The sequence below is a fragment of the Streptomyces sp. NPDC002779 genome (assembly GCF_042888685.1).
Taxonomy (GTDB): Bacteria; Actinomycetota; Actinomycetes; order Streptomycetales; family Streptomycetaceae; genus Streptomyces.
The window spans coordinates 270,762-295,160 of sequence record NZ_JBIAQC010000010.1; the positions used below are offsets into that span (position 1 = coordinate 270,762).

Consider the following 24,399-nt stretch of genomic DNA (forward strand, 5'->3'; position numbering starts at 1 on the left):
GCGGCCGTACGCTCGTCTACTCAGTGTCACACCTGAGCAGACGCTCGTACGGCCGCCGCAGTCGGCCGCGTGGAGCCCGGGTCAGAACGGCATGCGGCCACGCGCGCGCCGCCCCGCGCCGCCGCTGCGGCCCATCGCTCGCGAGCCGGAGCTGAACGGCTTGCTCAGCAGGCGGCCGAGGGGGCCGGGCGCCTTCGAGCCGGCGCGTGAACCGGCTCCGAGGCCGCGCTGGGCGCCGTTCTGCGGGTGACGCGACAGGCGGGGCAGCAGGAAGGCCAGCACGGCCAGGACTGCGCAGGCGGCAATGACGATGCCTATGACCATCTCAGTCTCCAAGGTTCGGTGGCAGTTAGGGCCTCGTGGCTCCCACATCGACTGCCCCGCCCACCGATGCCCACACCCCGTCGAACGTTCACTCGTCGGTGCGCCCACGGTGTAGCCATGTTCCTGCCAAAGCGGTGAGATGTCCGCATGGGCGACCACGGACACCACCACGACCACCGTCATGACCCCCTCCACGGACAGCACCACGACCGCCCCCAGGGCAGCGGTTACGCCGTCCCCGAGAGCGGCCCCAGCCGGCGCTCGCTCCTCGGCGCGGCAGCCGGCGGCATGCTGTTCATGGCCGCCGCACCCGGCACCGCACAAGCCGCCACCACCGGCACCGCCGCGGCGAACGGCGTCGTCTCCCGCGCCGCCGGAGGCGCCTCGCGCACCTCGCTGATCACCTCGGGGACCACACTGGTCCACGCCGACCTGCACAACCACACCACCATGTCGGACGGCGACGGCGACCCCGCCCTGGCGTTCGCCTCGATGCGCAGCGCCGGTCTCGACGTCGCCGCGCTCACCGACCACAGCGGCGTCTTCACCATCGGCGGCCTCAGCTCCTCGGAGTGGCGGCGCACCGGCGAACTGGCCAACGCCGCCAACGTGCCCGGCGTCTACACCGCCATCCGCGGCTTCGAATGGACCCACGCGATCCTCGGCCACTCCAACGTGTGGTTCTCCGACAGCTATGTCGACATGTCACTCGCGCCGAGCATGGGCGCGTACTTCAACTGGCTCGACGACAAGGACGCGATAGCCGGCTTCAACCACCCCGGCCGGGAGAGCGGCCGCTTCAACAACTTCGCCTATAACTCCGCCGTGCGGGAGCGCATGGTCAGCCTGGAGATGTTCAACCGGGGTGACGACTACCTCTTCGAGGGCTGGTCCTCGGGCGCGTCCTCCCCGCTCGTCGCCTGCCTGAACGCCGGCTGGCGCACCGGCCTGACCGGTGTCACCGACGAGCACGGCACTGACTGGGGCTTCCCCGAGGGCAAGGGCCGTAGCGGGCTGTGGGTCACCGAGAACACGCGGGCCGGCGTCCTGGCCGCGATGCGCGCACGTCGGTTCTTCGCCACCCGCGTCTCCGGGCTGCGCCTGGACGCCACCGCGAACGGCGTACGGATGGGCGGCGACGTGCCCCTCACCGCCGGCGACGTCAGGTTCGCCGTCGACCTCGACCGCGGCGCCGACTGGATTGGCAGGACCCTGCACATCCAGGTGCTGCGCCCCGGAACCAGCGCCCCCACCGTCGTCGACGTCATCCCTACCACCGCCGGCCGGGTCACCGAGTTCACGGTCCCGATGAACTCCGCCGACGGCACCTGGGTCGTCCTGCGCATCTCCGACCCCACCCAGCTCAACGCCTCGCCGGGCCCGGCCGGCCACCCGTGCAACGACTGGGGCGTGGCCTACAGCAGCCCCTGGTGGCTCCAGGGCTGACACGTCAGGGAGCGGGCCTGCGGAAGCCCCGCCAGGCCTGGCCGAGGATGTGTGGCCCAACTTCGGCCAGGACTGGCCTTTTTGAGCCAAGGAAAGATCATTAACCTTGCTCCCGAGCACAAGCACCTACCCCGAGGAGTGCCGTGTCCGCTGCTCCGCAGCTCCCCGACATCCTGTCGCCCGAGTTCGCCGCCGACCCCTACCCGGTCTACGCGGCGATGCGGGCGAACGAGCCTCTGATCTGGCACGAGGCCATGCAGAGTTACATCCTGTCCCGCTATGAGGATGTCGAACGCGTCTTCAAGGACAAGAGGTCCGAGTTCACCACCGACAACTACAACTGGCAGCTGGAGCCGGTGCACGGCAAGACGATCCTCCAGCTCAGCGGACGTGAACACGCGGTGCGCCGGGCTCTCGTGGCGCCCGCCTTCCGCGGCAGTGACCTTGAGCAGAATTTCCTACCTGTCATCGAGCGCAACTCGCGTGAGCTCATCGATGCCTTCCGGAGCACCGGCTCCGCTGACATCGTCAGCGATTACGCAACCCGCTTTCCGGTCAATGTCATCGCCGACATGCTGGGTCTGGACAAGGCCGACCACGCCCGCTTCCACGGCTGGTACACCGCGGTCATCGCCTTCCTCGGCAACCTCTCCGGCGACCCCGAGGTGACCGCCGCGGGCGAGCGGACCCGCGTCGAGTTCGCCGAGTACATGATCCCGATCATCCAGGAGCGCCGCGAGAAGCCGGGTGACGACCTGCTGTCGAGGCTGTGCGCCGCCGAGGTCGACGGCGTGCGGATGAGCGACGAGGACATCAAGGCCTTCTGCAGCCTGCTGCTCGCCGCCGGCGGGGAGACCACCGACAAGGCGATCGCCGGCATCCTGGCCAACCTGCTGCTCCACCCCGAGCAGCTGGAGGCGGTCCGGGCCGACCGGAGCCTGATACCGGCCGCCTTCGCCGAGACCCTGCGGTACACCCCGCCGGTCCACATGATCATGCGGCAGTCGGCGACCGAGGTGGAGGTCAGCGGTGGGGTCATTCCGGCCGGAGCGACGGTGACCTGCCTGATCGGTTCCGCGAACCGGGACGAGCGGCGCTACGCCGAACCCGACCGGTTCGACATCTTCCGCGACGACCTCAACACGACGTCGGCGTTCTCCGCCGCCGCCGACCATCTGGCCTTCGCGCTCGGCCGGCACTTCTGCGTCGGCGCGCTGCTCGCCAAGGCCGAGGTGGAGGTGGGGATCAACCAGCTGCTGGACGCCATGCCGGACCTGCGCCTGGCGGACGGCTTCGACCCGGTCGAGCAGGGGGTGTTCACCCGGGGCCCGCAGTCGTTGCCGGTCCGCTTCACCCCCGTCGGCGGCTGAGAAACTCGGCGGCTGAGAAACCCTGATCCGGCCGATCCGCTTCCTTCGCGGGCCCGAGTACCGGCGCCCCCGGTCCCGCCGGCCCGCGAAGGAGGGGATCAGCGTGATGCCGGGGTGAACTGCACCGGCAGTGAGGTCAGTCCGCGCATCCAGATCGACGGACGCCAGGTCAGCTCCTCCGGCTCGACGCTGAGGACCAGGTCGGGCAGGTACTCCAGGAGCGTCTCCACCGCCGTACGCGCCATCACGTCGGCCAGCAGCGGGGCCGGGTAGGGGCAGCGGTGTTCACCGTTGCTGAAGGACAGGTGGGCGGAGTTCTCGGCGCCGACGTGCGACTCGGGCCAGATCTGCGGGTCGGTGTTGGCGGCCGCGAGCCCGAGTACCAGGCAGTCGCCCTCGCGGATGAGGCGCCCGCCGAGCTGGGTGTCGCGCACCGCCCACCGGCCGATGAAGTTCTGGGTCGGGGTGTCCAGCCACAGCACCTCGTTGAGCGCGTCGCCCACACTGACCCGGCCGCCGGAGACGTTGACCGCGAAGCGCTCGTCGGTCAGCAGCAACCGCAGGGTGTTGCAGATCCAGTTGGCGGTCGGCTGCTGCGCGGCGGCGATGACGGAGATGAGGTCCTGGACGATCTCCTCGTCGGTGAGCCCGGCCGGATCCTGCAGCATCCGCGAGGTGACATCGGGCCCGGGCTGCTCCCGCTTCTCCTTCACCAGCTGCAGAATGCGCGCGCCGACACGGCCGTACGCCGCCACCGGGTCATCGCCCTCACCGGCGTCGAGCGAGATGCGCAGGTCGTCGACGAGCTGCTCGGTGTCGGCACTGCCCTGCTCCATGCCGCACATCCACAGCACCGCACGGGCCGGCAGGGCGTGGGCGTAGGCGCTCATCAGCTCCGCCTGACCGCTGCCGGAGAAGGCGGCGATCAGCTGCTCGGCGATCAGCTCGCACTCGCGGGCCAGCTCGAACTGGTCGACGCCCTCCAGCGCCTGCGTGATCACGCCCGCGCGCCGCTGGTGTTCCTCGCCCTCGGTGAACAGCACCGAGGGCTGGTAGCCGACGAAGGGCAGCAGCGGCCAGTCGGCCGGAATGTTCGGCCACTGGTTCCACCGCCGCGAGTCCCGGGCGAACAGCTCGTCGTGGCTGGTCACGAAGGACACCTCGGGATACCCGAGGACCAGCCAGGCCGGGATGTCGTTGTCGAGCAGCACCGGCGCCACCGCGCCGTGCTCCCGGCGCAGGGAGCGGTACAGCTGCGAGGGCGTCTGCTGGTACTCCAGGCCGCCCAGGAGTACGGCGGAGGAGTGCGCGGGACAGGCCGGGGGCGGGGTGGCCGCGGACGGCGAGCCGGTGGTGTCGCTCACGGTGTCCTCTCCTTGGACAGTGCCAATGCGTACAGGTGGTCCACGAGTGCGATGAGGACCTCCTTGCCCGATGACCTCAGCCGCGCGTCGCAGTCGATCATGGGGATGTGGTCGCCCAGGGCGAGTGCCTGACGTATCTCGTCGAGCGAGAACTGGTGGTCGTCGCCGTCGAAGCGGTTGACGGCCACCACGAACGGCGTGTTGTGGTGCTCGAGACGGTCGATGGCGTACCAGGAGTCCTCCATGCGACGGGTGTCGACGAGGACCACGGCGCCGAGGGTGCCGGAGAAGAGGCGGTCCCACAGGAACCAGAAGCGCTCCTGGCCCGGTGCGCCGAACAGGTAGAGCACCATGCGCTGGTTGAGGCTGATCCGCCCGAAGTCGAAGGCGACGGTCGTCGTGGACTTCTGCTCGACCCCGTCCGTCTCGTCGACTCCCTGACCGGCCTGGGTCATCACCTCTTCGGTGTTGAGCGGCCGGATCTCGCTGACCGAGCGGACCAGCGTGGTCTTGCCGACACCGAACCCGCCGACGACGACAATCTTCAGGCCGGTTTCGGCGGCGTCGGCCAGCGGCGTGCGCTGGGAGGGCAGCTCAGAGGTTACGGAGCCCATGGAGCACCTCCTGGAGCAGATCGGTTTCGGGAAGGCCCGCGACGGACGCCGCCGCGCGGGGGTGACGGGCGCTGATCTTGCCCATGGCGTGCAGGTCCCCCAGGAGGATGCGTACGACGGTGACGGGAAGCTTCAGCTCGGCCGAGACCTCCACCAGGGCCGTGGGGTGGCGGCACAGCTCGAGGATCCGGACGTGCTCCGACTGCATCCCGGCGGCGGGCTCGCTCTCGCTGACGATCAGCGTCACCAGGTCGAAGGCGTCGTCGGCCTCGCTGCGCCCACCCGTGACCATGTACAGGCGGTCCGGATCACCGATGTCCACGGGTTTGCGGATCACGCGGAGGCACCCCGGCCGAGGGGAGCGCGCGGCTCGGCCCGCAGATGGTCGCCGATCTGCTCGACCAGCTCGGTCATCTGCAGTCCGACGACGCCCGGGTCGGCGCTCTCCTGCGCGATCACCGCGAGATGCGCGCCCTCGCCCGCCTCCACGATGAACAGCAGCCCCCCGTGGAATTCGGTCATGGAGTGCCGTACGCCGCCCGACCCGTCGCCGAACTCGACCGAGGCGCCCTGGGACAGGGCCTGGATGCCGGAGCAGATGGCGGCCAGCTGGTCGGCCTGGTCGAGCGTCAGGTGCTCGGTCCAGCACAGCTTCAGCCCGTCCCGCGACAGGACGAGGGCGTGGCGCGTGCCGGGGGTGCGCTCAAGGAGGTTCGTCAGGAGCCAGGTGAGGCTCGTGTCAGTGGTCTCCATACGGGGTGGGGCGAGGCGACCGTGCAGGGTCACCCGACCCGTACCTCCATTCCAACGAGGTGGGGCGATCGGTGCGGTGAGCGGCGGGGTTGCGGCCCGCCGCCGGGGGAGTCCGGGGTTGTCAGTCCTCGGAGGTGTCCTGGTGCGGCGTTTCGCCGCCGGTGGCGCCGGCGCCTTGCCGGCCGCGGTGGAAGGCGCCGAACCGGCTGCCGGCGTCCCGTGCGGGGCCCTGGTCCTGGCCGGGCTCCGGCGGCGTCGGGGCGGCCGGACGTTTCCGGTCGCGCTCCGCTTGCGCCATGGTGCGGCCGGGAGCCCGGACGGGCAATCCGCCCGGCGTGGCCGCGCCGCGCTCGCGTGGGGTGGCCGGACGAGGAGTCGGCGCCACGTCCTCGGCGGCCTGGCGGGTACGGACCGGCAACGTCTCCGTGGCGGTTGCGGCGGACCCGGCGGTCACCGCCTCGGTGCGTCGAGGGCGTTCGGGGACGACGGGTTCCCGCTGCTGGGCCACGATCTGGGGCGGAAGCAGTACGACGACGCCGGTGCCGCCCCGGGAGGAGGGCCGGTAGTTGACGCTCATGCCGTACTTGACGGCGAGCCGGCCCACGACGGCCAGACCGAGCCGGGTGCCCTGCAGCGAGGCCAGGTCGGCGACCTTGCCCGACACGGCCTCCTCCGCCCGCCGCATGGCCGCGTCGGACATCTTCAGGCCGCTGTCCTCGATGGTGACGACGAGTCCGGCGCTGCGCTCTTCCACGTACACGTGGACCTCGTCGATCGGCGGCGAGAAGTTCGCGGCGTTGTCCATGAGTTCGGCCAGCAGGTGCATCACGCCTTCGGCGGCGTAACCGGAGATCGCGGCCCTGCTGGAGTTGTGCAGCCGCACCCGCCGGTAGGCGGCGATACGGCCGACGGCTCCGCGCAGGATGCTCTCCATGACGATCGGCTTGTTCCAGACGCGGCTGGAGCGGCCGCCCATGAGCAGGGCCAGCCGGTCGGTCATCAGGCCCAGCTGCGAGGTGCTGTGGTCCAGGCGCAGGAGGTCACCGAAGACGGCCTCGCCGTGCCGGTCCTGCATGTCCCGCAGATCGGCGAGCATGCTGACGGTCTTGGCCTGTACGCGGCTGAGCGCCTTGGCGGAGGCGGCCTGGGCCGCGGCGGAGCGGCGCTCGCTGTAGGCGAGTTCGCGCACGAACCATTCGGCGGGGTCGCGCAGCAGCGCGTTCTCGGGCCAGTCGAACTTGGTGAGGACGGTGTCGGCCGAACTGCCCTGCCGCAGCAGGGCGACGGCGGAGGGAAGGATGTCCCCGGTCAGCCGCCTCAGCTCCGCCGAGCCCTGGGCGAGGTTGCCCCGTACGACCTGGAGTTCGGACTCCGCCTGGGTGGCACGCCGCACCGATTCGGCCAGCTCGCCCGCGAAGACCTCCAGCACCTGGCGCAGGTGCGGGTCGGACGGCGGCGCGACCCGGGACAGCGCCTCCTCGGCCCGCGCACCGCCCTTGACCTGCTGGATGATGCCCGGCAGGGCGACGTTGACCAGCTGGGAGGTCTCGGCGCTCTGCTGCCGCCAGTTGTTCCTGGTCGCCTCCAGCTCACCGCCCCGCGCCTCGGCCTCCTTGCGGACGCCGCGCAGCAGGGAGCGGGTGATGACGACGAGGGCCGCGATACAGACCCAGCCGGCCACCGCGGTGCCGGTCACCCAGCCGCGGGCGTCGGCCGGGGCCAGGACGGCAGCGGCCACCGCACCCGCGGCAGTGACGAGGAGCACGGCGGAGAGTACGGCCGGCGAGGACCGCGCCCCTTGAGCGCTTCGGCGCTGGCGGGGGCGAGCAGGCACTGACATTCCGTGGTCCCTCGGTCCTTGTGAACAGCAGCTGTTACGACGTGCGGGTGGCGGTCGGCGATCCGCGTCGGCGGCGCGAGGCATCACCCGTACGGATCAAGCACGTTGCTCATGCTAGCCATCGCGTGGGGTGCTGAAGTACGGCCGATGATCCCTGCGCGCCCGCCCGTCCAGTTCGTCGGGAAAGGATCACCGGGCCGGGGGTGTGTGATAGAGGCGTGCCGCGTGTTTCTCGCGTGGTTCGGCGGGAGGAAGGGCTTGGTCCGATCGTCCGATGACCGCTTTGTCGTACGGAGCACTCCGGTTAGTGCCCAGTGAGCGAACATTTTCAGCCAACTCCTGCGCACATTCCTGATCACAGATGCTCGTGAACCGCATAGTTCTGGCGAAACGGCCATCCGAAGTTCCGCGGACGCCAAGACGGCCGGGACGCCAAGTTTCCGTGACCCGGTGACACAGGCGTGCGACCACCGGGCATCCTGGGGGCGCAGTTGCATGCTGTCGGCGGCCAGGCCGGCCATGCAGGGGGACGGGAACCGCGGGGGGCCGCACGGATGAGGCATGCGTCGAGAAGACTTCGGTGCGCGGTGGGGGCCGCGGTGTCGGCCGTAGTGCTGGCATCGGGCTGTACGGGCGAGAAGAGCACCGGGGATCCCGACGCCGGGCCATCCGGGAATCCCGCCGCCACCCGGCAAAGCGCAGGCGAGGACGACCCGGCGCCTGCTCCGGCGCCGACGGTGGAGGCCGATCCGGCCAAGGTCCCGCGTACCGAGGAAGCGGCCAGGAAGCTGATCCGCGAGCTGATCGCCGGTCCCGAACTGTTCAGCAGCGAGACGAGACGCGACTCGCCCTACGAGAGCGATCCGGCCACCTGGTCGGTGCTCGACGGCAACTGCGTCTGGCGGCGCGAACCGCTGCCCGACGGCGTACTGGCCACCCTCACCCGGCACTTCGTCCGTCCCGCCGACCGGAGCAGGGGCCCGGTGCGCATATCGGTGACCGTCACCGTGCACCCGAAGACCGCTGACGCGGCATGGGAGCAGGCCGGAATGCTGGAGGAGGCACTGAGCTGCACCGAACAGACCCTCAGCGAAGGCAGGAAGCTGACCGGTCTGATCTCCAACGCCTCCGTGTGGGGCGAGGCCGGGAACAACTACGCCGAGGACTCCCTCTTCGAGATGGGCAGTTGCTCGAGCCCCACCGACGGCGGGCCCTACCCCTACCAGTACCAGCAGGCCACCTTCGGGCCGGTCGTGGTGTCGATGTCGGCCTGCGCGGGCAAGGGCTGGGACGCCCGAGAGCTCCTCCAGGAGGTGAACGGCCCGGTGCCGCGGATGCTGCTCCGGGCGGAGGCGAAGATCGGACGGCCCGTCGACGGGACGGGCTCGAAAGCCGACCCGGCCGCGCACACCGTCCCGGGAACCGCTGCCGCGACGGAGGGCATGTGATGGAGCGACTGCTGCCCTCGGACCCCTCCCACCTGGGCGGAAACCGGCTGCTGGACGGCTCGGAGCGGGCGGGATGGGCGTGGTGTACCTCGCCCGCACGCCGGCCGGAGAGCTGGCCGCGCTGAAGGTGATCCAGCCGGAGTACGCCGAACAGCCCGAGTTCCGCGCCCGGTTCACGCGCGAGGTGGCAGCCGCCCGGGGCGTTGCGGGCCCCTGGGTGGCCCGCGTCCTCGCCGCCGACCCGGACGCCCCATCGCCCTGGCTGGCCTCGGCCTTCGTCCCCGGACCCTCGCTCGCCGAAGCGGTGGCCACCTGCGGCGCGCTGCCCCCGGACGCGGTGCGCATCCTGGGCGCCGTACTGGCCCGGGCACTGCACGCCGTGCACAGCGCCGGCCTGGTGCACCGGGACGTCAAACCCGGCAACGTCCTGCTCGCCCTGGACGGCCCGCGCCTGATCGACTTCGGCATCGCACGGGCCCTGGACGAGCAGACCGCGCTGACCGCGACCGGCCTGATCGTCGGCTCCCCGGGCTTCCTCTCGCCCGAGCAGGCACGCGGCCAGCTGATCACTCCCGCGAGCGACGTCTTCTCCCTCGGCTGCGTCCTGGCGTACGCCGCCACCGGACGCCCGCCGTTCGGCCTCGGCGACAGCGGCGCCCTGCTCTACCGGGCCGTCCACTACGCCCCCGACCTCCACGGCATCGCCGACGAACCGCTGCGCGCCTTCCTGGAGAGCTGCCTGGCCAAGGACCCCACCGCCCGGCCCTCGGCCGCCCAGGCCGACGCCGCGCTCGCCCCCGGCGCGGTGGGCTCCGACATCCATTGGCTGCCGGACGCCGTCGTCCGCATGATCGCCGACCGCGCCGCCGCCCTGCTGGCACTGCCGGGAGTACAGGCCACCATGGCCGATACCCCCCACGCGGCCACCATGGCCCACACCCCGCACGCGGCCACCATGGCCATGCCCTCCCCGCCCGGCCGCCGACGGGTGCTGTCCCTGGCCGCCGGCGGCGCTCTGCTCGTGGCGGGGGCAGGTGCGGGCGCATGGGCACTCCTGGGCGACGACACCTCGGCCGCAGGGCGGCTGAAAGCGAAACGGCAGTGGCTGCTGGGCATCCAGGCCGACCTCTCGGGCCCGGCGCGGACGACGGGACGCGAGCAGGAACGGGCGGCCCGGCTGGCGGTGGCCGAGCACAACGCCCGCGAGGACAAGCCGTTCGAACTGGCCCTGCGGGTCGAGGACGACGGCGGCAGCCTGAAGCGAGCCCGCGCCGCGGCCCGACGGCTGACCGGAAACCCGGACATGCTCGCCGTGTTCGGCCCGACCGGCGCGCCCACGGCACCCGTGGTGGACCTCTACGAGAACGCCGGACTCCCGCTGCTGGCCGTGTCCGAACTGTCCATCGGCGCCATGTCGACAGCGCTGATGCGCACCCCCCAGCACTACTTCAGGGCCGCGCCCCTCAACAGCTACACCGCCTTCGGAGTGGTGCTGGCCCTGGTGCGCCAACGGGCCGGTCACCTGGGCATGGTCATCGACCGGGCGGGCCGGATCAGCGGCTGGGAACCGGCCCAGATGATGCACCAACCCGCGGGCATCGCCGAACTGCGCGTCACCCACCGCGTGGTCCCCGCCTCGATCGCCGACGGCACACGGGTCGTCCGCGACCTGCTCGCCCGTGGCACCGACAGCGTCTACTACTCGGGGACCCCGGAACGGGCCGCCGAGGTCGCCAAGCTCCTGCGCGCCCGGCGTTTCACCGGACCGCGCTTCCTTGACCCCTGTTCGGCGGGCGAGGCGTTCCTCGCGGCGGCGGGCGACGCGGCGGAGGGCTGGCAGGCGGTGCTGTCCTGCTCCGATCCGGCCGCCCCCGCCGGCCGAGCCTTCGCCACCGCCTACCAGCGCCGCTACCAGGACCGTCCGGGCCCCTGGGCGGTGGAGACGTACGACGCCGTCCGGCTCGTCATCGACCGGCTCACCGCACTCGCCGGAACCGGCGCCCGGCGCCCCTCCCGGGACGACCTCACCGACGCCCTGGGCAAGGCGCGGTACCAAGGCATCGCCGGAACCTACTCCTTCAACGAGCGCCGCTGGCTCAACGCCGAGAACGTCCACCTCTACCGCGTGCGCGACGGCCGCTTCCGGTACACGGAGCCGCTCACGGTCCAGGGAGTCTGAACTCCGACATGCAGGCGCTACGAACCGACGACCCCGTCGAGATCGGCGGTCACACGCTGCTGGCCCGCCTCGGCACGGGCGGCATGGGGGTCGTGTACCTGGCCCGCACCGGCACCGGCGAACTGGTGGCCCTGAAGGTCATTCGCGCGGAACACGCCGCCGACCCCGCCTTCCGGGCCCGGTTCCGCCGGGAGGCCGCCCTCGCCGGACAGCTCACCGGCCGCTGGACCGTGCCCGTGCGGGCGGCCGACGCCGAGGCCAGGGAACCCTGGCTGACCACCGACTTCGTGGCGGGCCCGGCGCTCGCGGAGGCGGTGACCCTGTGCGGGCCGCTGCCCCCGGCGTCGGCCCTCACCCTCGGCGCACGACTCGCCGAGGCCCTCGCCGAGGTGCACGCGACGGGCCTGGTCCACCGGGACGTGAAGCCGGGCAACCTGCTGCTGACGCGGGACGGCCCGCGACTGATCGACTTCGGCATCGCGCGGGGCGCCGGAGCGACCGCGCTCACCTCGGCCGACACCATCGTCGGCACGCCGGGTTACCTCTCACCGGAACAGACCCGGCAGTACGGGGACGAGGTCGGCCCGCCGAGCGACGTGTTCTCCCTCGGCTGCGTGCTGGCCTACGCCACGTCCGGCCGCCCGCCCTTCGGCGCGGGCGACGCCCTCGCCGTCCTGTACCGCACGGTGCACGAGGAACCCGACCTCGACGGACTGCGCCAACTGCCGCTCCCCGCACGAGACATCATCACGCGCTGCCTGTCGCGCGACTCCGCGAACCGTCCCACCGCCGGCGAGGTCGCGGCGGCACTGTCGGCGGCACGCCCCACACCCGACCCGCGCCGGCTGCAGACCTGGGGGATACCGGCGGACTCGACACCGACGGCTGAGGCGTCTTCCGACTGGCTCCCGCCCGCAGTGCTACGGCTGATCGCCGACCGCTCCGCACGCGCCCTCGACCCACCGCCACGCGCCACGCGGGCTACGGCACCCACGGCACCCGACCCCTCCGTCACCCTGCCCGCCGAACCCGCCGCCCGCCCCACCACCACACGCCGCAAGCTCCTGATGGCCGGCAGCGCGGGCGCCACGCTGCTCGCGGTGTCGGGTACGGCCGCCGCCGTGTTCCTCAACCGGCGTTCGCCGACCGACCCGGACACCCGCCCCCTGTACACCCTGGGCCAGCACGCCGACATGACGGGCCCCGGCAAAGCGACCGGCGAGGCGACCCGCCGGGGCGCCCTGCTCGCCGTAGAGGCCCACAACGCCCGCCCCGACGCCCCGTTCCGGCTCGCCCTGCGCACCGCCGACGACCGTGGCAGCGCGAGCCGGGCGACGACCGTCGCACAAGGGCTGCTGTCCGGTTCATCCCCGGTCGCCGCGGTGATCGGCCCCATGTCGGAGGCGACGCTGACCGCCGCCGAACCGGCCTACACGGCGGCCGGGACGGCGATGGTGCTCGTGTCCTGCGACGGCGGCGCCCTGTCCCCACTGGTCAAACCCACCCTCTGCGTGACCCGGGCGACCCAGGCGATGCAGTCGCTCCCCGTGCTCTACTACCTGACCAGGGTCCAGTCGGTGAGCCGGGTCGCCGTGATCCGGGACCTCGCCGGCGGTACGGTCGCCGAGGGCCTGGCCAGAGACCTGACGGAGGCACCCCCCTCCGAGGGCACGACCACGGTGCACACCCTGGCCGCCGACGAGGACGATGTCACGACCGCGGTCACCGCCGCGCTGGCCACGAGCCCCGAGGGAGTGGTGTACGCCGGCACCTCGCCCCTGCGCGCCGCCCAGGTGGCCCGGCACCTGGCCGAGGCCCGCTTCGAGGGTGCGACGGCCACCGTCGAGCAGGTCATGGACCCGGCGTTCCTGCGGGAGGCGAAGGAGGCCGCCGAGGGCTGGGCCTTCGGCTCCGCCCGTACGGCCACGACCGCGGCGGCCTCCGGACCGGCCGCCCGCTTCGCCGCCGCCCACCGCGAGCGCTGGGACGCGCAGCCGGCCCCCTGGTCCGCCGAGGCGTACGACGCCGTGGGACTGACCGCCCACACCCTCACCGGCCTGCTCGGCGAGGGCACCGTGGGCCGCGGCGCCCTCGCCTCGGCGCTGTTCCGCCAGCGCTACGAGGGCATAGCGAAAACGATCAGCTTCGACCCGAGAACCCGACTGCTCGACATGGACAACACCAGCTTCCTCTACGAAGTCCGCGACGGCGCCTTCAGGTTCCTCGGGCGGTACGGACAAGTGCGCAAGGAGTGAAAGCGCTTGGCGGGGGACCGGTTCGGTCAATCGCCGACCGAGCAGTCCAGGACCCGCCCGTCCACTGTCCCCACGACCAGCCGCCGCTGCTCCGCCCGGTATGCGGCAGAGACCGGCGTGACCGGGTGGCCGTGCGCCCGCAGCGTGTGCCGGGCCATTACCTCCCCCGTCGCCGTGTCCAAAGTCTCCACCTCGCCAGTGAGATAGACGACGTACACCCTCCGCTCGCCGCCGTCCAGATCCGCGAGCGGCTTGTCGGTGCCGTACACCCAGAGCGACTCCCCGTCCGGCAGTCGGCGGCTCACGACGTACGTGCCTTCGCGGGCGTCCCCATAGGTGGCGCCCCGCTTGTATGACCGTCCCGCGTGGATGAGGGCGTCCGTCACCTCGATGGCGGGGCCGTACCAGAGTTGCAGGGCCGACGCCGGGTCCCAGCTCAAGAGGAAGAGGGCGTGCAGGGCAGCGCCAGCGTGGGCGGCCGGGGGATCGATCGCATGGACCCACGGCTCGTCGTCCGGGCCCGGGCCGTCCACGTACAGGAGACGGGCGCTGTGTCTGACGCGCGGGGGAGGGGAGTTGGTGCGGCGGGGAGCGATGTCAAGGGGTTCCGTCTGCTGGTGCGTGGGGGTGAACAGCAGCGCGGCGTGTGCCTCGCTGCCCTGCGGACGCAGGGCGAGCCAGCCTTCGCCCGCGGCGCACAGTGCGATGGCCGCGGGCACCTCGACGCGGTTCAGCACAGTGCCGTCCGCCGTCGCCATCCGCTGCACTGTGGCTACGCGGTCGACCAGCTGCCCTGTCACCTCCTCACGCCGGTAACCCCGGTAGGTCACCCACGCCGACTGCTCGTCAGCAGCAACCTCATTCGAGGTCCGTGTACCGCCCGGTGGCCAGGACGCGGCCGTCGGTCAGCACCGCCAGGTCCCGCACCTCCCCCCGCTTCCGCCACTGGCCGTCCGTCAGTCGCGCCAAAGTGTCTTCTACCTGCGGGTCGTAAAGGAGCCCGCTCCCGACCATCGGACGGCGCACGTCGTCAGGATCGACAAGGCCGGCCGGAGCGGACAACCAGTCGTCTGTGGCGACGGCCCGCTCGAAGCCTTTGCCGAACCCTCCGTCCTTGTCCTCGGGCGAGAGCAGCATCGCCAGCCTGCCGTCCTCCAGCCAGCGCAGGTGACGCACTTGGCGGCTCTTGCTCAGCAGGTCCGTCACGCGCCCGGTCTCCAGGTGCAGAAGGAGCAACTGGCCCTGGAACTCCCACGTTCCGTCGTAACGCCCTGTGCCGATCGCGACGAGCGGCAGCTCGGGGTGGGGCTCGACGGCACAGACCGAGTAGCGGGACACGACGATGTGGCGCGGACGGAGGGTGCCGGCCTCGTACACGCCGATCCGGTGACTGAGCCAGTGGCCCGTACCGCGCCACATGATGTGTCCGAGGTCGCCGGCCGCGATCACGCAGCCGTGCCGCTGGTCGGTCACCACCCACACGGGTCGGCCGATCTCCGCGAACGGCTGATCTCCGAGTATCCGACGGACGGTCAGCCCATCGGGCATGACGATCTCCCCCCAGGTTGCGCACAGTCTGCCAGGACCGACACCGCACGGCTCTTGATGAGCCGTCAGCTCAACTGGTGCGATCTGCGGCACCAGACGATCCGACTCTGCCGGAGGTCCGCCCCTGCACCGACGTCTGTTCGCCGCACTCGTCTGCTGTGCCCTGCGCAGCGCCGGGACCGCCGCCCAGGCGCACCCCTCAGCCAGTGCCGTCGAGACCGTGGACATCCCCCGGATCACCGACGACCGTGGCCGAATACTGACCCTGCGCGGCTGGAACGTCGAGGACATGACGCACCGCGGCGAACAGGCACTCACCGCGATCACCGAGCGGCACTTCAGGGACCTGCACCGCAACGGCTTCAACTTCGCCCGGCTGCTGGCGTTCTGGGACGACCTGGAGCCCGAGCCCGGCAGGTACAGCAAGGACTACCTGCGGCGGATCGAACGCATCCTGGACTGGGCGCACGAGTACCGGATACAGGTGCTGATCGACGCCCACCAGGACGTCTTCGGGCCCGCCTTCGGCCACCGCGGCATCCCCGCCTGGGCGACCAGGACGGACGGGCTGCCGTTCACCCCGCACCCCGAGGACTGGTTCTACGAGTACTTCGAACCTGCCGTGCAGCGGGCGTTCACGCACCTCTACGAGGACGCCGACCTGCGGCGCGCGCAGGCCGAACTGTGGCGCGTCCTGGCCAGCCGGTTCGCCCACCACCCGGCTGTGCTCGGCTACGACTCGATCAACGAGACCATGGGCGAACTACGCCCGAACGAGGACCTGTTGACCGCGGCCGCCCGGCTCGAGTCCGAGCAGATCACCCCCATGTACAACCGCCTCGCCGACGCGATCCGCTCTGTCGACCAGGACTCCTGGATCTTCTTCGAGCCCACCCCGATCGTGGGTGAGGGTATCCCGATCGCGCTCGGCTGCATCGACGACCCTAAGGCGGTGTACGCCCCGCACTGCTACAACACCGCGATGGAGGCAGGCGCGGACTACGATCCGGCGGCGGGCTGGATCGAGGCCCACGAGGCGGCCGTCACCGTCTATCCCCGCGGTACGGCGTGGTCGTGGAGGAGTGGGGTCCGCTGAACAACGAGCTGCCCCGCATGGGCCGCTTCTACCGCGACGCGCTCGTCTCCCTGGGCCGCTACCGGGTCTATTCGCAGTGCACCGGGCTTCAGCCCGGTGGTGAAGTGAATCTGAGAACTGCTCTGACCTCAGCGGTGAGCACGGATTCGTACTGTTCGCCTCAGCCCGGGTCAGAGCGGGCGGTTCTGTTGCTCGATGTACTGTTTGACGATGCTGAGCGGGGCGCCGCCGAGTGACCCGGCGAAGTACGAGTCGGACCACAGGCGCTGTGCCCGCCAGTAGTGGCGGACGAGGCCGGGGAACTCCTGGCGGAGCCTGCGCGAGGACACGCCCTTGAGGGAGTTCACCAGCCTGGACACGGCGACCTTCGGCGGGAAGTTCCCGAGGAGGTGGACGTGGTTGGCCTTGCCGTTGAACTCGACCAGTTCGGCCTCGAAGTCCTCGCACACGGCGCGCATGATCTGCTCGCAGCGCGTCCGGTGCCGGTCGGCGAAGACGCTGTGTCGGTACTCGTCACAAAGACCAAGTGGACGTGCATGCGGAAGATGCCGTGACGAGCCAGTCTGTATCGTGATTCGCGTGCAGCTTCGGTACAGCTTCCGCTTGTATCCGGGCGCCGGTCAGCGCGTCGCGTTGGCGAGGGCGTTCGGGTGTGCGAGGGTGGTTTACAACGACGCGCTGCGCGCTCGGGAGAGGGCCCGCAGCGAGGGCATGCCGTTCCCGAAGACCGGCGATCTGTCCAGGGCGCTGATCACCGAGGCGAAGAACACCCCGGAGCGGGCGTGGCTGGGTGAGGTGTCGGCGGTTGTCCTTCAGCAGTCTCTGCGGGACCTGGACAGCGCATACCGGAACTTCTTCGATGGACTGAAGGGCAAACGCCCCCGCATGGGTGCGCCCCGGTTCAAGTCGCGTAAGGACAGCCGGCAGGCCGTCCGCTTCACGGCGAACGCCCGCTGGTCGATCACGCCGGGCGGGAAGCTGCGTCTGCCGAAGATCGGCGACCTGAAGGTGAAGTGGTCGCGCACGCTGCCGTCGACGCCGTCCACGGTGACGGTGGTCAAGGACTCGGCGGGCCGGTACTTCGCGAGTTTCGTCGTGGAGAGCGGCCCTGAGGAAGTCCTGCCCGAGGTCACGCCCGAGCTGGGCATCGATCTGGGCCTTGGGCACTTCGCGGTGCTGTCGGACGGGACGAAAGTCGACAGCCCGCGCTTTTTGCGCCGGGCCGAGAAGCGTCTGAAGAAGGCACAGCGCGCCCTCTCCCGCAAACAAAGGGGTTCCAGCAACCGGAACAAGGCCCGGTTGACGGTCGCCCGCGCTCACGCGAAGGTGGCCGACGCGCGCCGCGAGTTCCACCACCAGCTCTCCACGAAGCTGATCCGCGAGAACCAAGCGGTCGCCGTTGAGGACCTGGCGGTGAAGGGGCTCGCGCGCACGCGCCTGGCCAAGTCCGTGCACGACGCCGGATGGTCGGCGTTCGTGAGGATGCTGGAATACAAGGCCGCCCGGTACGGGCGGACCTTCATCCGGATCGGCCGCTTCGAGCCCACGTCTCAGGTGTGCTCGGCGTGCGGTGTCAAGGACGGCCCCAAGCACCTTAACGTCCGTGTGTGGACCTGTAGGGCCTGCGGGGCCGTCCTGGACCGGGACCTCAACGCGGCGGTCAACGTCGCCAAGGCGGCCGGACTGGCCGTGTCAGCCTGTGGAGCGCAGGTAAGACGGGCACCCGTGCCCGCACCGCGCAGTGAAGCAGGAACCCCCTCGACACCGCAGCCTTCAACGGCACGGTAGGCGGGAATCTCCCCCCTTCAGGGGGAGAGGATGTCAAGTGTGGTGCTACGGCGGCTGGCGGCGGCGGTTACCGCGCGCTGGACGACACCGGGGGCACGGCGGCCCAACAAGGACCTGACCGCCGCACCCTACGCCGCCGCTGTCGCCGGCACGGTCACTGCCGAGAGCCACACCCCCGAGGCCGGCGCGTACCGCATCCGCTACCGCGCCGGCCACGGCGTCACCGAGATCCGCGTACCGGCCCGCCCCGGCGGCTGGCGCGTCTCCGTCACCGGGGCCGCGGCCACGCCCACCCCCGTCCTGGCGGCCGACCGCTCGGCCACCGCCCGCGTCCACGCCCGCCCGGGCGCCGAGGTGACGGTGGCGGTCACACCGCGCTGACGACGAGGGGGCAACAACAGGACACTCGCGCAAGACCCTTGACGCTGAGTCAGCGGTCACCCACCATTCATTTCGCATCGCCGCACCAGGCACAGGCATCACACAGCTCCAGCGTCCCGCGACACCAATGCAGCGGGACGTTTCGCACGTTCCGCAACCCATCCTCAGTTCGGAATCACGGAGCCCCCACATGAACCTCTCCGCTCGTCAGCGTGCCCTCGCAGTGGCCGGTATCGCCCTCACCGGGCTGCTCGCCGGAGCCGTCCCGGCAGCCACCGCCCAAGAGGACGCCGCCGCGCCCGACATCCCGATCGCCAACGTCAAGCAGCACCTCGCCGATCTCCAGTCGATCGCCACGGCCAACGGAGGCAACCGCGCCCACGGCCGGGCCGGCTACAAGGCGTCGATCGACTTCGTGAAGGCGAAACTGGACGCCGCCGGGTACACCACGAGAATCCAGCAGTTCACCACGAGCGGCGCCACCGGCTACAACCTGATCGCCGACTGGCCGGGCGGCGACGCGAACCAGGTCGTCATGGCCGGCTCGCACCTCGACTCGGTGGCCTCCGGCCCCGGCATCAACGACAACGGCTCGGGCTCGGCGGCGATCCTGGAGACCGCGCTGGCCGTCGCACGGTCCGGATACCAGCCCTCCAAGCACCTGCGGTTCGCCTGGTGGGGCGCCGAGGAGCTCGGACTCGTCGGCTCGAAGTACTACGTCAACAACCTGGCGTCCACCGACCGCGCGAAGATCAGCGGCTACCTGAACTTCGACATGATCGGCTCACCCAACCCGGGCTACTTCGTCTACGACGACGACCCGGCGATCGAGAAGACCTTCAAGGACTACTTCACCGGCATCGGTGTCCCCACCGAGATCGAGACCGAGGGCGACGGCCGCTCCGACCACGCCTCCTTCAAGAACGTCGGCATACCCGTCGGCGGGCTGTTCACCGGGGCCAGCCGCACCAAGACCTCCGCGCAGGTGCAGAAGTGGGGCGGCACCGCCACCGCCTTCGACCGCTGCTACCACTCGTCGTGCGACACGACAGCCAACATCAACGACACGGCCCTGAACCGCAACAGCGACGCCATCGCCCACGCCGTCTGGAGCCTGTCGTCCGGCACGACGACCCCGCCGGGCACGGTCTTCGAGAACACCTCCGACGTGTCCGTCCCGGACAACGGCGCCGCGGTGACCTCGTCCGTCAACGTCACCGGCATCCCGGGCAACGCGCCCAGCAACCTCGCCGTGGGCGTGGACATCGTCCACACCTATCGCGGTGACCTCGTCGTGGACCTCGTCGCTCCCGACGGCACGGTCTACAACCTGAAGCCGTTCTCCTCCTCCGACTCCGCCGACAACGTCCGGACCACCTACACCGTCAACGCCTCGGCAGAGGTCGCCAACGGCTCCTGGAGCCTGCGCGTCCAGGACCGGGCCACCTACGACACCGGCTACATCTCCGGCTTCAAGCTGACCTTCGCCTGACCCTCGCAGCGCTGATCCGGGGGGGGGGGGGGGGGGGGGGGGGGGGGGGGGGGGGCCCGCCCCCCCCCCCCCCCCCCCCCCCCCCCCCCCCCCCCGAGGCGGGTCAGCAGCCGCCGCAGTTGTAGTACAGGACGTCCCAGTGGTTGCCCTCGTCGGCGTAGATGTTCCCGGAGCCGGAACGCCACTGCGGGGCGCCGTCTCCGCGCACGCCGATGTAGGTGAAGGTGTTCTTGATGTAGTTGCCGATGCAGGTGTACTTGCTGTAGTCGAGCTTGTAGCCGTTCCAGTGCGAGTAGGTGCCGGAGGCGTGTCCGGTCTCGGTGCCGCCGGTGATGTTCAGGGCGCAGCCACTGGCCCGTTTGAGGGTCTGGGCTCCCTGGGCGGTGGCAAGGTTGAGTTGCTCGAAGGACGTGCAGGTGGGGTTGTTGCGGTTGGAGCAGTTGCCGGACGACGACCACGTGATGCCGACCTGCGAGAACATCGAGGTCGCGGTGGAGTGACTGATCTTCGTGACGGCGAAGGCGTCGCCCGCGGTACCGAGTACCGCGGCGCCGGGGGCGACGACCAGGGTGAGCGCGGTCAGCAGTGAGCGGAGCTTCAAGGCCTTGATGACCTTCATGTGGGGACCTTCCTGCGGTGGGCCATGATTCCTGGGGGGTGGCTGTGCAGGTGGTGCGGGAAGCATGGTGCCCGCGCTCTACGCGCGTTCGCCAGAGGGCAAAACGGACGCCCCTGCCTCAGGGGGCCTCGGGGCTCTCTCCGGCGACGACCTTGACCGTGGAGGAGGTGCGGCGCAGTGCCTTGAGGGGCTGGTACTCGGGGGAGTCCCAGAACGTCTGCAGTGCCGCTCGGGAGGGGAATTCGTGGAGCACGAGCGTCGCGGGCGTCCAATCGCCTTCCAGTACGACTGGGTTGTCGTCGATCAGGAGGTTGCGGGCACCGGCGGCTTCGATGAGGGGGGTGACGCCGTCGATGTACTCCTGGAAGGCGGTGGGGTTGGTCACGTCAAGGTCGATGACGACGTAAGCGGTCATGGCAGCTGCTTTCCGTTCGGGCGTGGATGTGGGGTCGTTCTCCACCGTACGGAGACCCAGTGGGCCTTCCTATGCGTCATCGCGCCCAGAACATGCGTGTGCGTCCCACCGCTGGGACGAAGTCGTAGAATCGACGCATGGACGTCGTCAGCGATGTGATTGCCACGATGCGGGTGGGCCGGGCCAGGTTCCGCCTCTCCCACCGCGAGGGGGAGTGGGGCAACCGTTTCGGCCCGTATCCGGGCGCCGGGTTTCACATCGTTCTGCGGGGCAGTTGCTGGCTGCTGCCTCCTGAGGGCGCGGCGACGCTGCTGAGTGCGGGGGATGTCGTGTTCCTTCCCCATGGCGCGGTGCACGGGATGAGCAGCGGGGCAGACCGCGAGGCGGCACTGCTGCCGCTCGACCCGGAACCCGAGACCGGCTCAACTCACCTGCTGGGGCAGGGCGATGCGATGGCCGCGGGCGGGACCGTCCTGCTGTGCGGCGCGTACCGGATCGACCGGGGTCAGGTGCACCCCTTCCTGCGCGCGCTGCCCGAGGTCGTCCACCTGCCCGCGGGGCCCGACCGGCATCCGGCACTGGCCGCGGTGGTCGAACTGCTGGCTGCCGACCTCGCGCACGGCAAGCCGGGAGCGGACGCGGCACTCCCGGCGCTGCTGGACCTGCTCCTGGTGCACGTGCTGCGCGCCTGGCTGGAGGAGGAGTCCGCTGTAGGGCGGTCGGCCGGCTGGTGCGCCGCGCTGGCCGATCCGGCGGTCGCCGCAGCACTCAACCACCTGCACCGCCGACCCGCGCACCCCTGGACCGTCCATGAACTCGCCCGCGAGGTCGGCTTGTCGAGAACGGCTCTGGCACGGCGCTTCACCCAACTCGTCGGCCGGGCACCGATGGCCTACCTCACCTGGTGGCGGCTGAGCAGTGCGGCCCGGATTCTGCGCGACACCCAGGCGCCGCTGTCGGCCGTCGCCGCCCAGGTCGGTTACACCTCCGAGTTCGCCTTCGCCAATGCCTTCAAACGCCAGCACGGCCTCGCCCCCGGCCGCTTCCGCCGCACCCCGAACGGACCACCGCGTGTGGTCACCGACGAGGCGTCCGTCGCACCGTAGCTCCCCGGCACAGCGCCCTCGGCCGTCAGGCGAACCCTTGTGCGGAGACAGCCCGGCCGGCTGTGTAACCTCGCTCCCCACATCACAGGGGAGGAATCATGCGAGGCAGAACGGCCAGGGCCGCCTGGATCACGGTGAGTGGGTCGGCAGTTCTGACGCTGCTGGCCGCGGCGGGAGCGCATGCGGAGGGCCGGGGGGACATCCGGGTCACCAAGACGGTGGTGAACAGCGGGAACAGCGTCATCATCGGAACATCGGCGCGTGTCACGTACCCGATCGCCATCACGATCCGGGACGACTCCGGAGTGAAGGGCCTGTCGGACGTCAGCGTGTTCAACAAGACGAACGGCTGGGGCTTCAGCGACTGGGTGGACACCCGGTGCGAGAAGAAGAGTTCCACCACGTCCGTCTGCACGGCCACGATGGCGATCGCTCCGGGCTGGCTCCCGGGCAGCGTGCCCGAGAACGTCAACCGCACGGCGGGCGTCTGGCAGGTCAACGCCACTGTCAAGGCCAACGACGGTGACTACTGGATCTCCGACCACATCGCCGAGTTCAAGATGAAGCGCGCGTCCAAGCTCACCACGAACGCCGCACCCGAGCCCGTGGCCAAGGGAGCTCACCTCACTGTCACCGGCAACTGTCCCGGGCCAACTGGGAGGACCTGAAGTACCACGGCTTCGCCGGGCAGGAGGTGAAGCTGCAGTTCAGGAAAAGCGGTGCCGCCCACTACAGCACGGTCAAGACCGTGAAGACCGGCGACGTCGGGAAGCTCAGCACCAAGGTCATCGCCACCGCGGCCGGAAGCTGGCGCTGGTACTTCCCCGGCACCACCACGACCGCACGGGTCGTGTCCGCCGGGGACGCCGTGACCTTGAAGTAGCCGCCGCCCAGGTGTTCTTCGCCCAGGTCACGCCGGACTCCCGTGTGGCCTGCGGCCCCTTGCGTCGCAAGCGGGCTGAGATACTCCGTCCATGGACGCAGGGGGCATGGGCACGGGGACGAGAGCGGATGGGGCGGTGCGCGTACGGGCCATGTCGGCACCCGGCGCAGGGTGGGCACTGCGTTCCGCGGCGGCTGCGGACGTGGAGATGATCGCGGAATTGCGGGCCGTGGTCATGCGTGCGGATCTGGAACGCCTCGGCCGCTACGACGAGCACCGGGTGCGGCAGAGGCTGCGCGATGCCTTCTCCGCTCGGCACACGTCGATCATCATGGTCGACAGCGAATGTGCGGGATGCCTCACGCTTCGCCCCGCCGAAGGCAGGCAGTGGCTGGAGCACTTCTACCTCGCTCCGCACCACCAGGGCCGAGGTCTCGGGTCCGCCGTCTTGCGCGCGGTGCTGGAGGGTACCGACGCGCAGGGCCTGACCGTGGCGTTGAACGTCCTGCAGGGCAGCGCCGCCCGCCGACTCTACGACCGGCACGGATTCGTCGTGGAGGCGCAGGACCCGGTCGACGTCTTCATGGTGCGCCCGCCGGGGGCGAGCATCGCTGCGCAAGCCTGACCTGCGCCGGCGCGGCCCCGTGGTCATGAGTGCCCCGGTGATGGCGTAGGGTGGTGTTCACCGACGCGGGGTGGAGCAGCTCGGTAGCTCGCTGGGCTCATAACCCAGAGGTCGCAGGTTCAAATCCTGTCCCCGCTACTACCGCACAGGGCCCGGATCCATTGGATCCGGGCCCTGTCGCATGATCGGCACATGTGCGGTCCGCGGACACTCAGCGTGTCGTCAGCCCCGCCAGGAGCCCGGTGATGGCGCGGTCGGTGGAGGCGGCCATGTCCACGCGGTCCGGCGCCAGCAGCCACTGCACCTGCAGCCCGTCCATGACGGCGATGATCGCGTTGGCCGTGTCCTCCACGGCCGTACCGTCGCGGATCTCGCCGAGTTCACATGCCTCCTTGAGGGCCTCGACCACCATCGCGCGCAGGCCCTCGTACCGCGTGCGGAAGAACTCCTGCGCGGGATGGCCCTCCGTGACGCTCTCCGCGGACAGCACCGCGTACAGCCGGACGATTCCCTCGCGCTCGGCATTGCGGGAGACCGTGTCGACCAGGTGCCGCAGGAAGGCCAGTCCGCGCGGGCGCTCGCTGCCGAGCTGCTCGATGTCGCTCGCGTCGCGCAACTCCAGCACGCTGGTCAGCAACTGGGCCTTGGTACGGAAGTAATGCAGGACACCCGCCTGGGTGAGCCCGGCCCGGTCGGCGATCTCCTGCAGCGAGGCGTTGTTGTATCCGCGGGCGGCGAACGTGTCCATCGCGATCCGCAGGATGTCCTGCTGGCGCTGCTTGGCCTCCGCGCTGCGGGGAGTGCGCGGCTGCGTTTTGCGGTTCGTCCCGCTTACCGACTGGTTACTCACCGT

The 24,399-nt window shown here is 70.7% G+C and carries 20 protein-coding genes, 1 tRNA gene and 4 pseudogenes; 13 read left to right on the top strand and 12 right to left on the bottom strand.

Annotation, left to right across the window (positions count from 1 at the left end):
* Nucleotides 1-81: 81 nt before the first annotated feature.
* Entirely contained in the window at nt 82-324 is a 243-nt protein-coding gene (locus tag ACFYW5_RS27510) for a DUF6411 family protein (protein ID WP_389419766.1), read from the bottom strand.
* 147 nt (nt 325-471) lie between these two features.
* On the opposite strand from ACFYW5_RS27510, the gene ACFYW5_RS27515 reads away from it, so the two are divergent.
* A complete protein-coding gene (locus ACFYW5_RS27515) occupies nt 472-1,770 on the top strand; it encodes a CehA/McbA family metallohydrolase (RefSeq protein WP_389419767.1) in 1,299 nt (432 codons plus the stop codon).
* Between the two features lie 143 nt (nt 1,771-1,913).
* Entirely contained in the window at nt 1,914-3,140 is a 1,227-nt protein-coding gene (locus ACFYW5_RS27520; RefSeq protein ID WP_389419768.1) for a cytochrome P450, read from the top strand.
* 98 nt (nt 3,141-3,238) lie between these two features.
* Here the strand turns inward: ACFYW5_RS27520 and ACFYW5_RS27525 are convergent, their stop codons facing one another.
* The 5 genes from ACFYW5_RS27525 to ACFYW5_RS27545 all read right to left on the bottom strand — a co-directional run bounded on the left by ACFYW5_RS27525 (nt 3,239) and on the right by ACFYW5_RS27545 (nt 7,711).
* Nucleotides 3,239-4,504 (bottom strand): cytochrome P450, encoded by a 1,266-nt coding sequence (locus ACFYW5_RS27525; protein ID WP_389419769.1) that lies wholly within the window; start codon nt 4,502-4,504, stop codon nt 3,239-3,241.
* Nucleotides 4,501-5,118 (bottom strand): ATP/GTP-binding protein, encoded by a 618-nt coding sequence (locus tag ACFYW5_RS27530; protein ID WP_389419770.1) that lies wholly within the window; start codon nt 5,116-5,118, stop codon nt 4,501-4,503. Before ACFYW5_RS27530 ends, ACFYW5_RS27525 begins: the two co-directional genes overlap by 4 nt.
* Complete coding sequence (locus ACFYW5_RS27535; RefSeq protein ID WP_389419771.1) at nt 5,099-5,455, bottom strand: DUF742 domain-containing protein; 357 nt, start codon at nt 5,453-5,455, stop codon at nt 5,099-5,101. Before ACFYW5_RS27535 ends, ACFYW5_RS27530 begins: the two co-directional genes overlap by 20 nt.
* Nucleotides 5,452-5,871, bottom strand: a complete 420-nt coding sequence (locus ACFYW5_RS27540; protein WP_389419839.1) for a roadblock/LC7 domain-containing protein — start codon at nt 5,869-5,871, stop codon at nt 5,452-5,454. Before ACFYW5_RS27540 ends, ACFYW5_RS27535 begins: the two co-directional genes overlap by 4 nt.
* A gap of 121 nt (nt 5,872-5,992) precedes the next feature.
* Nucleotides 5,993-7,711: an ATP-binding protein gene (locus tag ACFYW5_RS27545; RefSeq protein WP_389419772.1), complete on the bottom strand. Its 1,719-nt coding sequence runs from the start codon at nt 7,709-7,711 to the stop codon at nt 5,993-5,995.
* 599 nt (nt 7,712-8,310) lie between these two features.
* Here ACFYW5_RS27545 and ACFYW5_RS27550 point away from each other — a divergent pair.
* The 3 genes and pseudogenes from ACFYW5_RS27550 (at nt 8,311) to ACFYW5_RS27560 (ending at nt 13,593) form a co-directional block, all read left to right on the top strand.
* Entirely contained in the window at nt 8,311-9,159 is an 849-nt protein-coding gene (locus ACFYW5_RS27550) for a hypothetical protein (RefSeq protein WP_389419773.1), read from the top strand.
* Nucleotides 9,159-11,338 (top strand): annotated as a pseudogene (locus tag ACFYW5_RS27555) (bifunctional serine/threonine-protein kinase/ABC transporter substrate-binding protein). Before ACFYW5_RS27550 ends, ACFYW5_RS27555 begins: the two are co-directional and overlap by 1 nt.
* 8 nt (nt 11,339-11,346) lie before the next feature.
* A complete protein-coding gene (locus ACFYW5_RS27560) occupies nt 11,347-13,593 on the top strand; it encodes a protein kinase (RefSeq protein ID WP_389419774.1) in 2,247 nt (748 codons plus the stop codon).
* Nucleotides 13,594-13,619: 26 nt separating this feature from the next.
* On the opposite strand, the gene ACFYW5_RS27565 is transcribed toward ACFYW5_RS27560, so the two are convergent.
* Both ACFYW5_RS27565 and ACFYW5_RS27570 read right to left on the bottom strand, forming a co-directional pair.
* A complete protein-coding gene (locus tag ACFYW5_RS27565; protein ID WP_389419775.1) occupies nt 13,620-14,351 on the bottom strand; it encodes a hypothetical protein in 732 nt (243 codons plus the stop codon).
* A gap of 100 nt (nt 14,352-14,451) precedes the next feature.
* Nucleotides 14,452-15,234, bottom strand: coding sequence for a hypothetical protein (locus ACFYW5_RS27570; RefSeq protein ID WP_389419776.1), 783 nt, complete (start codon nt 15,232-15,234; stop codon nt 14,452-14,454).
* A gap of 31 nt (nt 15,235-15,265) precedes the next feature.
* Between ACFYW5_RS27570 and ACFYW5_RS27575 the strand changes: the two are divergent.
* Nucleotides 15,266-16,299: pseudogene (locus ACFYW5_RS27575) on the top strand (glycoside hydrolase family 5 protein); the annotation flags it as partial.
* Nucleotides 16,300-16,407: 108 nt separating this feature from the next.
* Here ACFYW5_RS27575 and tnpA read toward each other — a convergent pair.
* A pseudogene (gene tnpA, locus ACFYW5_RS27580) lies at nt 16,408-16,775 on the bottom strand (IS200/IS605 family transposase).
* Between the two features lie 41 nt (nt 16,776-16,816).
* On the opposite strand from tnpA, the gene ACFYW5_RS27585 reads away from it, so the two are divergent.
* The 3 genes from ACFYW5_RS27585 to ACFYW5_RS27595 all read left to right on the top strand — a co-directional run bounded on the left by ACFYW5_RS27585 (nt 16,817) and on the right by ACFYW5_RS27595 (nt 19,898).
* Nucleotides 16,817-18,025: an RNA-guided endonuclease InsQ/TnpB family protein gene (locus ACFYW5_RS27585; protein WP_389419777.1), complete on the top strand. Its 1,209-nt coding sequence runs from the start codon at nt 16,817-16,819 to the stop codon at nt 18,023-18,025.
* A 30-nt stretch (nt 18,026-18,055) separates the two neighbouring features.
* On the top strand, nt 18,056-18,406 hold the full coding sequence (locus ACFYW5_RS27590) for a hypothetical protein (protein ID WP_389419778.1): 351 nt from the start codon (nt 18,056-18,058) through the stop codon (nt 18,404-18,406).
* Nucleotides 18,407-18,596: 190 nt separating this feature from the next.
* Nucleotides 18,597-19,898, top strand: coding sequence for a M28 family peptidase (locus ACFYW5_RS27595; protein WP_389419779.1), 1,302 nt, complete (start codon nt 18,597-18,599; stop codon nt 19,896-19,898).
* Nucleotides 19,899-20,001: 103 nt separating this feature from the next.
* Here the strand turns inward: ACFYW5_RS27595 and ACFYW5_RS27600 are convergent, their stop codons facing one another.
* Together ACFYW5_RS27600 and ACFYW5_RS27605 are read right to left on the bottom strand one after the other, a co-directional pair.
* On the bottom strand, nt 20,002-20,517 hold the full coding sequence (locus ACFYW5_RS27600; protein ID WP_389419780.1) for a hypothetical protein: 516 nt from the start codon (nt 20,515-20,517) through the stop codon (nt 20,002-20,004).
* 118 nt (nt 20,518-20,635) lie between these two features.
* Nucleotides 20,636-20,932: a DUF1330 domain-containing protein gene (locus ACFYW5_RS27605; protein ID WP_389419781.1), complete on the bottom strand. Its 297-nt coding sequence runs from the start codon at nt 20,930-20,932 to the stop codon at nt 20,636-20,638.
* 137 nt (nt 20,933-21,069) lie between these two features.
* On the opposite strand from ACFYW5_RS27605, the gene ACFYW5_RS27610 reads away from it, so the two are divergent.
* The 4 genes and pseudogenes from ACFYW5_RS27610 (at nt 21,070) to ACFYW5_RS27625 (ending at nt 23,684) form a co-directional block, all read left to right on the top strand.
* Nucleotides 21,070-22,038 carry an AraC family transcriptional regulator gene (locus ACFYW5_RS27610; protein WP_389419782.1) on the top strand — a complete coding sequence of 323 codons (969 nt, stop codon included), beginning with the start codon at nt 21,070-21,072 and terminating at the stop codon, nt 22,036-22,038.
* A 98-nt stretch (nt 22,039-22,136) separates the two neighbouring features.
* Nucleotides 22,137-22,921 (top strand): annotated as a pseudogene (locus tag ACFYW5_RS27615) (hypothetical protein).
* A gap of 208 nt (nt 22,922-23,129) precedes the next feature.
* Complete coding sequence (locus ACFYW5_RS27620) at nt 23,130-23,546, top strand: GNAT family N-acetyltransferase (RefSeq protein WP_389419840.1); 417 nt, start codon at nt 23,130-23,132, stop codon at nt 23,544-23,546.
* Nucleotides 23,547-23,610: 64 nt separating this feature from the next.
* Nucleotides 23,611-23,684, top strand: a tRNA-Met gene (locus ACFYW5_RS27625).
* A gap of 73 nt (nt 23,685-23,757) precedes the next feature.
* On the opposite strand, the gene ACFYW5_RS27630 is transcribed toward ACFYW5_RS27625, so the two are convergent.
* The gene (locus tag ACFYW5_RS27630; protein ID WP_389419783.1) at nt 23,758-24,396 is read right to left on the bottom strand and encodes a TetR family transcriptional regulator; all 639 of its coding nucleotides are present in this window, start codon (nt 24,394-24,396) and stop codon (nt 23,758-23,760) included.
* Nucleotides 24,397-24,399 lie beyond the last annotated feature (3 nt).